At 32.6% G+C, this 13,143-nt stretch carries 17 protein-coding genes; 8 read left to right on the forward strand and 9 right to left on the reverse strand.

Annotated elements, in window-relative coordinates; genetic code table 11:
- Window positions 1-27: 27 nt before the first annotated feature.
- The 3 genes from HRU49_RS03875 to HRU49_RS03885 form a co-directional block, all read right to left on the reverse strand.
- Window positions 28-465: a cold shock domain-containing protein gene (locus tag HRU49_RS03875; RefSeq protein WP_296354414.1), complete on the reverse strand. Its 438-nt coding sequence runs from the start codon at window positions 463-465 to the stop codon at window positions 28-30.
- Between the two features lie 295 nt (window positions 466-760).
- On the reverse strand, window positions 761-2,041 hold the full coding sequence (locus HRU49_RS03880) for an FAD-dependent oxidoreductase (RefSeq protein WP_296354355.1): 1,281 nt from the start codon (window positions 2,039-2,041) through the stop codon (window positions 761-763).
- Window positions 2,042-2,228: 187 nt separating this feature from the next.
- Window positions 2,229-2,687, reverse strand: coding sequence for a hypothetical protein (locus HRU49_RS03885; RefSeq protein ID WP_296354357.1), 459 nt, complete (start codon window positions 2,685-2,687; stop codon window positions 2,229-2,231).
- 150 nt (window positions 2,688-2,837) lie between these two features.
- Between HRU49_RS03885 and HRU49_RS03890 the strand changes: the two genes are divergently transcribed.
- Both HRU49_RS03890 and HRU49_RS03895 read left to right on the forward strand, forming a co-directional pair.
- On the forward strand, window positions 2,838-3,122 hold the full coding sequence (locus tag HRU49_RS03890; RefSeq protein WP_296354415.1) for a DUF3817 domain-containing protein: 285 nt from the start codon (window positions 2,838-2,840) through the stop codon (window positions 3,120-3,122).
- On the forward strand, window positions 3,115-4,353 hold the full coding sequence (locus HRU49_RS03895; RefSeq protein ID WP_296354358.1) for a mechanosensitive ion channel domain-containing protein: 1,239 nt from the start codon (window positions 3,115-3,117) through the stop codon (window positions 4,351-4,353). Before HRU49_RS03890 ends, HRU49_RS03895 begins: the two co-directional genes overlap by 8 nt.
- On the opposite strand, the gene HRU49_RS03900 is transcribed toward HRU49_RS03895, so the two are convergent.
- Window positions 4,350-4,745, reverse strand: a complete 396-nt coding sequence (locus HRU49_RS03900; RefSeq protein WP_296354361.1) for a hotdog domain-containing protein — start codon at window positions 4,743-4,745, stop codon at window positions 4,350-4,352. The genes HRU49_RS03895 and HRU49_RS03900 overlap by 4 nt on opposite strands.
- A 180-nt stretch (window positions 4,746-4,925) precedes the next feature.
- On the opposite strand from HRU49_RS03900, the gene HRU49_RS03905 reads away from it, so the two are divergent.
- Window positions 4,926-5,342 (forward strand): glyoxalase, encoded by a 417-nt coding sequence (locus tag HRU49_RS03905; protein WP_296354363.1) that lies wholly within the window; start codon window positions 4,926-4,928, stop codon window positions 5,340-5,342.
- Window positions 5,343-5,932: 590 nt separating this feature from the next.
- The gene (locus HRU49_RS03910; protein WP_296354365.1) at window positions 5,933-6,064 is read left to right on the forward strand and encodes a hypothetical protein; all 132 of its coding nucleotides are present in this window, start codon (window positions 5,933-5,935) and stop codon (window positions 6,062-6,064) included.
- A gap of 196 nt (window positions 6,065-6,260) precedes the next feature.
- On the opposite strand, the gene HRU49_RS03915 is transcribed toward HRU49_RS03910, so the two are convergent.
- Window positions 6,261-6,929 carry a DUF2461 domain-containing protein gene (locus tag HRU49_RS03915; protein ID WP_296354367.1) on the reverse strand — a complete coding sequence of 223 codons (669 nt, stop codon included), beginning with the start codon at window positions 6,927-6,929 and terminating at the stop codon, window positions 6,261-6,263.
- Between the two features lie 175 nt (window positions 6,930-7,104).
- On the opposite strand from HRU49_RS03915, the gene HRU49_RS03920 reads away from it, so the two are divergent.
- Together HRU49_RS03920 and HRU49_RS03925 are read left to right on the forward strand one after the other, a co-directional pair.
- Window positions 7,105-7,326, forward strand: a complete 222-nt coding sequence (locus HRU49_RS03920) for a hypothetical protein (RefSeq protein WP_296354369.1) — start codon at window positions 7,105-7,107, stop codon at window positions 7,324-7,326.
- Window positions 7,327-7,490: 164 nt separating this feature from the next.
- The gene (locus HRU49_RS03925) at window positions 7,491-7,925 is read left to right on the forward strand and encodes a hypothetical protein (RefSeq protein WP_296354371.1); all 435 of its coding nucleotides are present in this window, start codon (window positions 7,491-7,493) and stop codon (window positions 7,923-7,925) included.
- Window positions 7,926-7,979: 54 nt separating this feature from the next.
- Here HRU49_RS03925 and truA read toward each other — a convergent pair whose 3' ends face one another.
- Complete coding sequence (truA, locus tag HRU49_RS03930; protein WP_296354373.1) at window positions 7,980-8,765, reverse strand: tRNA pseudouridine(38-40) synthase TruA; 786 nt, start codon at window positions 8,763-8,765, stop codon at window positions 7,980-7,982.
- A 72-nt stretch (window positions 8,766-8,837) separates the two neighbouring features.
- Here truA and HRU49_RS03935 point away from each other — a divergent pair, with 72 nt between their 5' ends.
- Together HRU49_RS03935 and HRU49_RS03940 are read left to right on the forward strand one after the other, a co-directional pair.
- On the forward strand, window positions 8,838-9,635 hold the full coding sequence (locus tag HRU49_RS03935; protein WP_296354375.1) for a LytTR family DNA-binding domain-containing protein: 798 nt from the start codon (window positions 8,838-8,840) through the stop codon (window positions 9,633-9,635).
- A gap of 95 nt (window positions 9,636-9,730) precedes the next feature.
- On the forward strand, window positions 9,731-10,960 hold the full coding sequence (locus tag HRU49_RS03940; RefSeq protein WP_296354377.1) for a S41 family peptidase: 1,230 nt from the start codon (window positions 9,731-9,733) through the stop codon (window positions 10,958-10,960).
- Between the two features lie 99 nt (window positions 10,961-11,059).
- Here the strand turns inward: HRU49_RS03940 and hisIE are convergent, their stop codons facing one another.
- The 3 genes from hisIE to hisA are packed head-to-tail and all read right to left on the reverse strand — an operon-like array spanning window position 11,060 to window position 13,142.
- Window positions 11,060-11,662, reverse strand: coding sequence for a bifunctional phosphoribosyl-AMP cyclohydrolase/phosphoribosyl-ATP diphosphatase HisIE (gene hisIE, locus HRU49_RS03945; protein ID WP_296354379.1), 603 nt, complete (start codon window positions 11,660-11,662; stop codon window positions 11,060-11,062).
- On the reverse strand, window positions 11,659-12,414 hold the full coding sequence (hisF, locus tag HRU49_RS03950) for an imidazole glycerol phosphate synthase subunit HisF (RefSeq protein ID WP_296354381.1): 756 nt from the start codon (window positions 12,412-12,414) through the stop codon (window positions 11,659-11,661). The genes hisIE and hisF overlap by 4 nt, the downstream gene beginning before the upstream one ends.
- A gap of 2 nt (window positions 12,415-12,416) precedes the next feature.
- Entirely contained in the window at window positions 12,417-13,142 is a 726-nt protein-coding gene (gene hisA, locus HRU49_RS03955) for a 1-(5-phosphoribosyl)-5-[(5-phosphoribosylamino)methylideneamino]imidazole-4-carboxamide isomerase (protein WP_296354382.1), read from the reverse strand.
- Between the last annotated feature and the right edge of the window lies 1 nt (window position 13,143).

Consider the following 13,143-nt stretch of genomic DNA (forward strand, 5'->3'; position numbering starts at 1 on the left):
AATAATTATTTAAGTCAAAAATTATTTTTAGAGCATTTTCACCTTAACAGCATTCATGCCGCGTAGCCCTTTTTCTAATACAAAAGAAACTTTGTCATTCTCACAAACCTTATCTATCATTCCGCTAATATGAAAGAAATGTTTTTCATTGGTTACAGTGTCGACAATAAATCCATAGCCTTTAGAACCGTCAAAATAAGAGACCTTTCCGTTTCTTAATGGATCCGATTCAAGCTCGCTATCATCTTTCTTTGGTATGCTTATTTCAATGTTTTTGGCTTTAACCTTAACTTTCATAGAAGGATCAGGAGGAATATCTGTTAGGTTGCCATTATGATCTACATAAGCTAAGGGAATCCCAGCAGACCCGTTTTCTTCTCTAGCTAGTTTTCGTGCTTCCATTTTTTTGCGTTTTTCTTCGCGCTTTTTTAATCGTTTTTTCTCTTTTTCTATTTTACTAAAAATCTATTGCGATCTACCCATTAAGGGTATTTAAGTTAAAAATATATGCCTAAGAAAATAGCAAAGCAAACACTTTCAAAAACTAAACAATACCGAATATTAAATCAGAAAAGAATGAAAGAAAAACCTAGTAAACTCGTTTGAAGTATTTTCTATAACACGAAGTGAATACACGACTTTAAAACTTCTATTATTTCATCTTGAAAATAGTTTTACCAAAACTACCTATAACCGCACAATAAATTAATAATTCATCTTAATGTGCTTGCGAATCAATAAACTCACTTACTGTCTTAAATTAAATATATTCTGATGCTATTTCTTCAACCTTCAAACCATCTTCTAATGCCATAATAACTCCTTGAGCTGCCCGCTCACCCGAAGTCATAGCAGCATTTAGAGAACCATTAAGAAGATGATCACCCGCTAAAAATATTGTAGGCTTCAATTGAGTTTCAGTTGGTGAAATATCATTTTCTAAATGTTTTAAATTTGGTAGAGCTTGTCTTATGTGATAACACTTAATACATTTTTCTGCGCTTATATTACAGAAGCCTTTTAATTCATTTTGCACCCTATCAATCAATTCCGCTTCACTTAATTGATGCTTTTTAACAACAGTTACTGATAATAATTCCTGAGATCCTTTAGAAGATGTTGCCATACTATTATGAAAAAAAATGTTATTAATTAATGCATCATCTTCTGCAACAAGTCCAATAATGGGCTCTTTTATACTGCGCTTTTCAACTTCAAAGTAGAGTGTGTAACACGATTTCCATGACGTTTTTTGAGCTTTCAAATTAGGAATTAAAACGCTAGCATCAGTTGCTATTATAGTAAAATGCGTGCCAATTTTAGTGCCGTTACTCGTTAATATATGATCATCATTTACAACACCGACTTTATTATTAAAAATAAATTCTGTGTGATGGAGTTGCGCTTGTAATTGTTTTGGTATAGCCCCTATTCCATTCTTTGGTAAAACAGCATAGCCTTGACCAAACATTTTATAGACAAACTTAAACATTCTACTGCTTGTATTTAAACTAGGCTCCAAAAAAATACCCGTAAAAAAGGGCTTAAAAAAATTAGCTATTATCGCATCTGAAAACCCAAAATCTTTTAAATAATTTAAAGTACTGGTTCCTGAAGATTGAAAGATAGCATCAATTGATTTCTTTTTTAATATTTTTTCAAGTTTTAATATTTTGATTTTGTCCGCTACAGAACCCACCGAGGATAATAATGTGGGTAATAATAAACCGAGATGTCTTGATGGATCACCGATACGTTGCGCCTTACCGTTATTGTAGATCACTGCTCCTGGTAAGAATCGTTGCAATTGCAAATTGCTATAATCTAAGTGCGCTTTTGCCATAGGATAGGCATCAAGTAACACCTGAAAGCCATGATCTAATTGATAGCCTTCAACTAGATCTGTTTTAACGCGGCCACCAACACGATCAGTAGCTTCTATAATTGTTGGTCTATAACCGTTCTTTTCGAGTGTTTTTGCAGCAACTAATCCACTAATACCAGCCCCTATAATATGTATTTTATAATCCTCTCTATTCACAATTATAGCTTTTTTATTATTGATTAATTTGTGATCAACGATTAATGTTTAGCCTATTTGTTTAGGTTATTCTATAATGTAAAATTACATCATATTCTTCAATTCATTTTCAGTGTAGAATTAAAAGATTTTAATAAAAAAGCCAATATCTATAGACATTGGCTTGTGATTATGTATTGTACTTGTTTTATAAACGTTCTACACTTCCTATTTGATTAATTGTATCATCACCAGACTTAATAGCCAAAAAAGTATAACCATTAGCTTTAATATCTATATAAAAATTGCGTTGTGCACATAGAAATGATATTGAAATAGCCTGCTTTTCGTCATTATAATCAACTTTATAATCACTAATTTGACCATTTAATACGATACTTTTATCGTTTATTTCTAACGTTGATGTTTGTCCCGAAAGCTCATTTCCATTAATAAATATTGTGTTTAATGCAGTGTCTAGGGCCTTGCGCTGTGAACTATCATACACGAAATTACCAATAAACTTGAACGAATTACCTTGCACCGTTGCCTTTAATTTCTCGTAAGTGGCTTGGAACGTTTCATTTTTCATAACCCTTGATTGTGCAGAACTTGAAGATGTTGCACAAAGGGTAAATACCAAGACCATTAAGATCACATATCTCATAGACTTTATTTTGGCTCTAAGATAGTATTAATTCTTCCAACTTTATAATGAATATCTGAAATAGACATTTTATTAATTCCTTTTAAAATTCTATGGCAATTATTCAATTGTAAAGTATTTTTGCAACATGTTTTTAATTCATTAAGTATGTTGTTGTCTACCTTTAGAATTATTGCATTATTAGAAGGCACATCTTATATTTTGCTTTTATTTATTGCAACACCCATAAAGTACTTAGCAGATGATCCTCAATATGTAAAATTATTAGGTATGCCTCATGGATTATTTTTTATAATTTATGTGGTTCTAGCTGTAATAATAAGTAAAGACATGAATTGGACAAATAAAACCTTTTGGATAGTTTTAATTGCGTCTATTATTCCGTTTGGTACCTTTTATATTGACAAAAAGTATTTGAGAACAAAACATGCTTAAAATTAAACATTACATATACGATTTACTCATTGAACGCGGGCTTTCAGAAACTTCAGCCAAGTACTTAAATATGTTGGCTTTATTAGTGGCCTTACTTATTGCTGCATTCATTATCGACTTTATTACAAAACGAGTTTTATGGAGGTTTTCTACAGGAATAGCAAAATCAACTAAGACAAATTTTGATGATATACTTCTTAGCAATAAACTACCTCGAAACATTGCACATATCATTCCGCTTGTAATACTTATTGAGTTTGTGCCTCAAGTATTTTCTGATTTTGATTATACTGAAAATATAATTGAAAAAACACTAAAGGTAATAGCCATATTTCTTACTCTGAGAATCATCAAGAGTTTCTTCTATTCACTCAGGGATTACTTGAAGACTTTACCGAGATATAAAGACAAGCCTGTTTATAGCTACATCCAAGTGGTTATGATTTTTCTTTGGATATTGGCTGTATTTTCGATATTCGCTATTGTTACAGGGATTTCATTCATTCAGTTTTTTGCTGGTATTGGTACGGCATCTGCAATTATTGTTTTAGTGTTTAGAGATACCATTCTTGGTTTTGTTGCCAGTATCCAAGTGACCGTAAATGACATGGTTAGAATAGGTGATTGGATTACGTTTGAAAAATATGGAGCCGATGGTGATGTTATAGAAATTACCTTAGCTACCGTTAAAGTACAGAATTGGGATAAAACCATAACTACTATTCCAACTTATGCCTTAATATCTGACTCTTTTAAGAATTGGAGAGGTATGATGGCTTCTGGGGGACGACGCATAAAACGTTCTGTTATTATAAAAACCTCAAGCATTAAGTTTCTGTCTGATCAAGATATTGAACGCTTTAAAAAGATTGAATTGGTTACCAACTATCTCAATAAACAATCCGAAGAGATTAGAAAACACAATACTGAAAAGGGAGTTGATAAATCTGTGCTTATAAATGGTAGAAATCTGACAAATTTCGGAGTATTTAGAAAATACCTAATAACGTATATGGAAAATCATGCCGCTATAAATAAAGATATGACCTTAATGGTTCGTCAATTAGAGCCTACATCTCAAGGTATTCCCATGGAGATTTATGCCTTTAGTAGTGATATTCGTTGGCAAAACTACGAATATATAATGGCAGATATTTTTGACCACGTATTGGCTTCAGTGAACTATTTCGATCTTGAAATTTATGAGTTAGTCGTTGCTAATGTAGATTAGTCATTACCCTCTAGCCTATTCTTTACAAATTCTACTTCTGTTTTACCGTGCGGAGCAGGTTTACCCTCTGGTCCAAGATTAACCATCGTCATATTTTCAACGGTAAGTATGGTTTCTCGGGTCATTTTATTACGCGCTTCACATTTCATGGTTATTGAAGTACGTCCAAACTTGGTAACCTCAATGCCTATTTCTACAATATCACCTTTTTTAGCTGAAGCCATAAAATTAATTTCGGACATGTACTTAGTCACAATTTTAGAGTTTTCTAGTTGTATAATTGTATATAAAGCGGCTTCTTCATCAATCCAGGCCAATAACTGACCACCGAATAATGTACCATTAGGATTTAAATCTTCGGGTTTAACCCATTTACGCGTGTGAAATCTCATACTTTTTATTTTTATCAAAGATACAGTTTAGTATCACCATTAAGTCGTATTTTAAAAGGCTTTTATCCATGCAAAAATTGGCAATGTTAATAAGACCGTTAACAAGAATAAGTCTATGAATTAGGGAACACTTGATTAATAGTTAACTTTAAATCAACATTAATTCTTATTCACTTAACCATGACTACGCGATCTGAGCAATTATTAGCGATTCGTCCAGAAATTCCAAGTGCTAAAATTTTTGATGCTATGAGTGCTGATGAATTGTTTCAAAATAAAACATTACGTCCTATCATTAAAATGCAGCACGACTTATTTATAGCTGTTTTTAATAATTATATAAGAAAACGTAAAAATGTGTTTTATGATCTCAACATTGAGAAGCAGTTAGCATATGTAGATAATGCTATTCATAAAGACATGAAATTTAGAAACTCTGTAAAAGGAATGATTATTGGTCAATTTACTACAGAAGAATATGAACTCTATATTACAAACTCATCAGCATTGAATAAACGAATGATGAATATCGTAAAAGAACGCATAATCAGTAGTCTACAATTATTTACAAAACCAGAAGTTTTAAAAGCCGTTTAAGTATTTAGTATTGTTTTAGCATTTAACAACAGATGTTGATAAAATTTAAAACAATCATTTCAAATAAAATGCTAAGAGTATAGCTATTCATTAGAAAAGAGGTCTTAGATAAAGTGATTGTAGTATAATAAAAATAGGCCTTATTACTTGGGCACATGGCGATTTAGGTTTCGCTGAGGTATAATTATGTTTTAAAGAAGGAACTAAAGTAGTTTTATCTGGACGATGGCAAAAGATCTTAGATAATGTCGCTAATGAATTTACTGGCGATTTAACAACAATCTTTACTGACGTCTCTAAACATGAAGACAAAAACACCTAATCGAACAATCCTTTGCTAAGTATGCTAAGATAGATATCCTGTTTTTAAATGCAGTAGTAACCTTTCCTTCTCCTGAAACAGATATTAGTGAATTGCACTACGATATAACACTTAACATTTATAATACAAAAGACCCGTTTTGGCTACCAAGAAAATACTAACACATATAAATGATGGTGGTAGCATTTTATTCACAAATTCTATAGTACGCTACAAAGGATTTGAAGACATGTCTGTGTGCTCTTAGCTTATAAGCGTCCTTAAGTACATGTATAAGAGTCTAACCACTGCAGTAAAAGATTGTGGTATTAGAGTTAATTCAATTGCTCCGGAGCCAATTGCCACTCCGATTTATATAAAAATGGATTTACTACAAGAGATTGCAGAGACAAATGGGTAAAGGCTTTGCATTTCGGTTGCTACTGCCTCGCTTCGTAACGTCTGAAGAAATTGCAAATGCAGCGCTTTTCTTTGCGACTCATGATGCGTCCTACATTAATGGCATTGCGTTAGAAGTTCATGGTATAATAAACCAAATTTAATTCGTTAAAAGACTAAACAAACAAAAACACCAAGTAATCTAGCTTGTTGTGTTTTTATAATAATGATTCACCATTGAGATTTGTAGTGAGCACATCACTCATGTAATCAAAAAATGGCCTAATAGTGATAAAAGCTTCGTTAACATTTTCCAAGAAGCCGTCTTCTAATACGTCTTTATCTGTGTATGATTTTATGAAAATAAATTGCTTCCTTCTAATAAGATCAATGGCAGGGTGTTCTTTATTAAAACCCTTAGGTGCGGTTTTTAATTCATCACCTACAAAACCTCCCCAAGTGGCACTAAATTTTTTGTCATTTAAAATATCGCGCATTTCACTGTCATCCATTTCAAACTCCTTACGAATTCTAAATAAGTCTTCTTTATTTGGCTCCCAAAAACCAGTTGCAATAAAAGATTCGTTGTTTGGCTGTATATGTAAATAATAGCCACCTCTTAATTCCGGTTTTTTTCTGGTAAAAGAACCACCAAAATGAGTTTTATAAGGTAATTTATTTTTGGAAAATCGTACATCTCTATATATTCTAAATATTTTGATCTTTTCAATTTGATCATGAGCAGTCATCATTTCTCCTAATGTATTATACGCCAACTTAACCTTAGCTTCAATAGCTTTAAATTCTGGTTTATGCGCATTAAACCAGTCTCTGTTATTATTTTTGGTCAATTTTTTAAAAAAAGGAAAGGTTTCTTTTGGGATCATGAACTTAAAATTTAGACTAGAATTTCTTAAAAATAACCAAAATGATTGACTAAATTTCACAAAAGCCATTTATAATACACTTGTTAAAAACTCCGTTTAGAATTGTTTTAAATAAACTTGTTTGTTGCAAGAATTTTCAGTATAATGCACTACTTTTAAAACATTCACAATTTTTATGGGTAGACCAGCAACAAGACCAACAAAACTCAAAGACGGTTACTATATCGAGATTAGAAACAAAGGTTCAAAATCGGGAGTAAAACTATATAGTGGCACTAAATTACAGATGCATCGTGCAATAAAAATGTACGAGCGTTCTAAAGAAGTTTTAATTTTAGGCGAATCTGTTAATGGGAAGTTTGTTGATAAGGAACCTAAATTACATGTAGTAGAATAACTATATATATAATGGTATTGAAAAGGGGTAGAATTAAAAATTCTACCCCTTTTTTGTGGGTAGTAATCAACCTAAAGAATGTATTTATGTTATATTTCATAAATTACTAGTCCATTCGGTTTACTTTAAAACCCAATAACTAACTAAACTAAATCATCATTATTATGACAAATTCAACAAAAAGACCACCAATATGGTTTTGGATTGTAAGTGTTATTGCCCTTATCTGGAATGGACTTGGTGTTCATGGTTATTTAAGTCAAGCATACAATACAAGTGCCTATACTGATGCATATACATCTGAACAACTTGAAGTAATGAATAATTTACCTGCTTGGTATACTGGCTTGTTTGCAATAGCAGTCTTTGCTGGTGCTTTGGGAAGCTTGATGATTATCTTAAGAAAAAAAACAGCGAAGTTTCTCTTTATTATGTCTTTTTTCGCGGCAACAGCTCAAATGACTTACTTTTTATTTCTGGCTGATTTAAAGGATGTTGACTTTAGTGTTAACAAAATTACAGCATACATCATTATTATTTTTGCTGCTTTCTTGGTATGGTTTACAAAAAATGCTCTTTCAAAACATTGGATCAACTAGATATTACCCAACCAATCTTAAAAAGGGATGCGTATTTAATATTCGTCCCTTTTTTTATTCAAAGTCAAGTTTATGCAAAATTAATCCCGAAGCTGGTGCGATATAATCCATGACTTCAGTGCTTGTTTCTAGGAGCGTAGAATCTATATAATCTAAAGTAATTTCGCCTCTACCCAATTTAATGAGGCAGCCAACCATAAGTCTAATTTGATTACGCATAAAGCCCTTTCCTCTTACTTTTAACACATAAGATTTTTTTGGAAAAAAGCTTGCAGTATAAAGGGTATTGTCAACAATTTCACATTGGTTTATGGTGCGTATATATTCGCCTTTATCAGTGGCTTTATAACAGTAGGTTTTAAAATTATGCGTGCCTTCAAAGTGTTTTGCTCCTTGCTTCATCAAATCCACATCCAAAGTTTCCAATATTGTTGTTAATATAGGTGCGCAAAATGGATGGTTTTTCTGCCCTTGAGAAAAAATATAATGGTACTCCTTAATCTTTGAGTCCTGAATAATATTAAAGTCCTTATTAACTTGCTTAATAGATAGTGCTCTAATATCCTGAGGAAGATTAAGATTAAAGAGATCTAAAAAGCAATCAAAATCCGTTATAGGATTATTATAAATAAAAAGCTCTAAAGCCGCCTCATTCGCTGAAACCATTGCATCCGTTCTACCTGCTCCTAAGGTTTTAAATTTAGTATCCTCGAGGATATATTTTAAGGTTCTGTCTATCATAAGGTGAATCGTTTTAACATCAGGTTGTTTTTGCCAACCATGAAAACGATATCCTAAATATTGAAACTTAATCAGGTAATAATAACGCTTATCAAACATTGTAGCAAGAACGTTATTTTATTGAAGATTCCAAAAGCAATATGTATTTTTATACTCATAAAATAGTAGCGTTTGAACCGAAAATATCCATTCGACCCATTATTAAAGCATCACCTTGTAATTGCTTTATTATTAGTAGTTTGGATATTCGTATTTTTATATTTTACAGAGCCCTTAGATGTCAATGAATTTGGTGATAATGAAAAACTAATTTATCTCCCAATTTATGGTTTATTAGGAGCACTTCTTTATGTGATACATCTACCGTTTCAGAATTGGCTTTATAAAAGAGAGCAAAATTCATGGACTATGAGCTCTGAACTTATTTGGCTTCTGCTCTTTATTACTGTATCATCGCTTGTCTTAAGACTCTACTATTTACAAGTTATTGTTGAGTGGAATCCAAACGCCTATAAGTTATGGTATCATTTAAGAGCTATAATTTTTCCTGCGATACTCACCATTTTACCTATTATATTAATCGGTCGATTCGCATTGGGAAAATATCATGAAAAACTATTAGAAGACAAAAAGATTGAATTAAAAGGAGAAGGCAACTATGAAGGTTTAAGACTTCAACTCAACGATATTATAAGTATTCAATCTTCAGACAACTACATTGAAGTGTTTTACTTATCAGGAACTAATCTTAAAAAGACTTTGATTAGAGCTAAATTATCTGCAATAGATGATGAATTTGACTTCTTACTAAGAACACATCGTTCGCATCTCATAAATCCTTTTCATTTTCAGCAATGGAAAACTGAAAATGGCAAACATTTTCTTATCCTTAATTATGATATTATTGTTCCAGTTTCAAAAACTTATTTAGAGCACATTAAATCTTTCATTAATTCTACCACAAACTAAGGGTGTTTGGCCCCAAACCCTTATCATTATTGTCATAGGTTATATTTTCAAACTTAGATTTGCTTCATAAAGTTTAATCAAAAATCTATTAAATCATGAAAAAGCTGGTCTTAATTATTGGAATTTCACTCTTCTCAAGTTCTTTTACTAACGCACAAATTGAAACTTGTGATTGTAAAATGGATCTCGATTTTATAATTGAGAAAATACGAAAAATGCCCTCGTACAAAAAGCAAATAAAAGGTCAAAATGCTGAAGAATTTGAAAAACTATATTCAGACCTAAGCTCTAAAATGAACATACCGATTAGCATCGAATCTTGTTACAAAATGCTACTTCAACCTATGGCCTTGATAAATGACATTCATGCCTCTATAAAAGTAAATACCGAGTTTTTATCAAATGCTATAAGAAAGGATAAAGAAAAGTCTCAAACCTTTAAAACTTCAAAACGTTTTAAATCACATCCAAAATTTAATAAAGACTTATCGCTTCTAAAGGCAGAACTTAAAAAGAAGTTAGCTACAGAAAAAGAAGGTATTTATCTTCTGGGTAAGCATGAAAAAATTGGCATTTACTATGACACCAATAAAAAGGACTTTATAGGAGTACTATTAGAATCTAACCTAATACACTGGGAGCTGGGAGAAATTAGATTTTACCTAAAACACACCAACGGTAATAAATACAACATGTATTTCTACGATATTGATACAAGAACACCAAGATTAGTGAAAAGTTTATCCTTTGAGAATGGTAGGATATGGAATTATAAAAAGCAAGGCAATCCGTTTAATAACGAATTATTATCTGAAAATATTGAGGTTGCCACCTTTAAACAGATTAACGAAAACACCCAATATCTCTATTTCGCAACATTCAGCAATAACAAGCGTAGAGAATTAAAAGCCTTTATTGAAGACACTAAGACCAAATTAACTGCAGATAATATCATTATAGACTTGCGCAGTAATAACGGCGGGAATAGTAAATACTCAGACCCATTCCTAAAACTATTGAAGGATAAAAATGTCTACGTTATTACCAATTGTTTTACTGGTAGCAACGGGGAGCAGTTTACCTTAAAACTCTTAAGAAATAAAAAGGCTATACATTTAGGTCAAACCACAAGAGGTATAATAGCATATGGGATGAACTACGGCTATAGCTACGCTACACCCTCTGGTCATTTTGAAATAACACCAACAGATATGAATTTTCATAAATACATTGCTTACGAAGGAAAAGGTATTATTCCGGAAGTTCAATTAGATTTTGAGACTGATTGGATAGAACAAACTTTAGATATTATAAATAGTTACTAAGCGCTTATGATGCTCTATGAAGCAACGTTTTTTACCTAAATTTATAAAAAAAAGGCTGCTATTTTCTAATGATAATAGCAGCCTAATTTTACATATTATTTAGTTGTTATGCCTACTCTCTAAGATATTAATCACATGTTCAAGCCTAAATCCTTTTGCTTGCAATAAGATCAAATAATGAAATAGTAAATCGGCACTTTCTTCTAAGAAAAGATCGTCATTATTATCCTTTGCTTCAATAACAACTTCTACCGCCTCTTCACCAACTTTTTGCGCAACCTTATTAATACCCTTTGCAAACAGTGAAGCTACATAAGATTTCTGTCCTTCTGCATTTTCAACTCGAGAGGTAATTACGTCTTCTAAAGTACTCAGAAATCCATAAGACTGAACATTCTGCTCATGCCAGCAGGTATCGGTTCCTGTATGACATGTGGGGCCCTTAGGATGAACACTTACTAATAGCGTATCATTATCACAATCTATTTTAATATCAACCAAGCTGAGGACATTACCACTCTCCTCACCTTTAGTCCACAGTCTTGACTTAGAACGACTATAGAAAGTTACTAGTCCTATTTCATTTGTTTTATCGTAGGCCTCTTGGTTCATATAACCTAGCATCAATACATTTTTAGTTTTAGCGTCTTGTATTATTGCAGGCACAAGGCCATCACTACTTTTATTGAAGTCTATTTTCATAATCTCACTTCTATTCCGTTTCTTTTTAATTCTTGTTTTAATTCTAAAATTGGAATCTCACCAAAATGAAAAACACTTGCGGCTAGTGCAGCATCAGCCTTGCCAAACATAAAGGTATCTACAAAATGTTGTTTTGTCCCAGCGCCACCAGAGGCAATAATTGGGATATTAACAAGATCTGAAAGCTTTCCTATAGCTTCATTGGCAAAACCACCTTTAGTACCATCATGATTCATTGACGTGAACAGTATTTCACCCGCACCACGTTCTTCAACTTCCTTTGCCCATTTAAATAGTCCAATATCTGTAGGGATTGTACCTCCTGCTAAATGAACCATCCACTCCTCTCCTATTTTTTTTGCATCTACAGCAACAACGACACATTGGCTACCGAATTTTTTTGATAGCTCATTGATTAATTCTGGACGTTTTACTGCTGCAGAATTTATAGAAACCTTATCGGCTCCGCAATGCAATAAATCATCCACATCCTCAACAGAAGAAATTCCACCTCCAACAGTAAATGGAATGTTGACCTGTTCTGCAACTTTTAAGACCATATCATGCATGGTCCTTCGTTTTTCCTGCGTTGCAGAAATATCTAAAAACACGAGTTCATCTGCACCTAATTCCGCATATTGCTTCGCCAATATCACAGGATCACCAGCATCTTTTAAGTCGACAAAGTTGACACCTTTTACTGTGCGACCATCTTTTATATCTAAACAAGGAACAATTCGTTTTGTGAGCATGGCTAATTATTTAAAATAAATTGTTCTAATTCCTTTAATGAAATTCTATTTTCATAAATCGCTTTACCTACAATGACACCTTCACATCCCATTTCTTCTAATCGAGGTAATTCGTCAAACTGTGAAATACCACCAGAGGCTATAAGCCTTACGGCTGTAGTCTCTTGTAGGATCCGCTCATACAATTGAAAAGATGGTCCCTTTAACATCCCATCTTTGGAAATATCTGTACAAATCACATACTGAATGCCTTTTGATTGATAGTTATGTATAAATGGTATCACTTTTAAATCCGATTCTTCTTGCCAGCCAGAAATGGCAATATTTTCATCCTTACAATCTGCCCCAAGTATAATTTTATCAGCACCGTATGTTGTAATCCAACCTTGAAATACCTCTGGGTTTTTGACAGCAATACTTCCTCCTGTTATTTGATTGGCGCCAGACTCAAAGGCAATTCTCAAATCCTCATCAGATTTTAATCCACCACCAAAGTCGATTTTGAGGTTTGTTTTTGATGCGATAGTTTCTAGCACTTTATAGTTTACAATATGGCTCGCTTTCGCACCATCTAAATCGACCACGTGTAAGAATTGAATTCCTGAGTCCTCAAAAGCTTTGGCCACTTCTAAAGGATTTTCATTGTAGACTTTTTTAGTGTCATAATCGCCTTTTGTAAGACGTACACATTGTCCATTAATAATATCTATTGCTGGTATTATTCGCATC

The sequence above is a fragment of the Winogradskyella sp. genome (assembly GCF_013213975.1).
In the GTDB taxonomy this organism is placed as follows: Bacteria; Bacteroidota; Bacteroidia; order Flavobacteriales; family Flavobacteriaceae; genus Winogradskyella.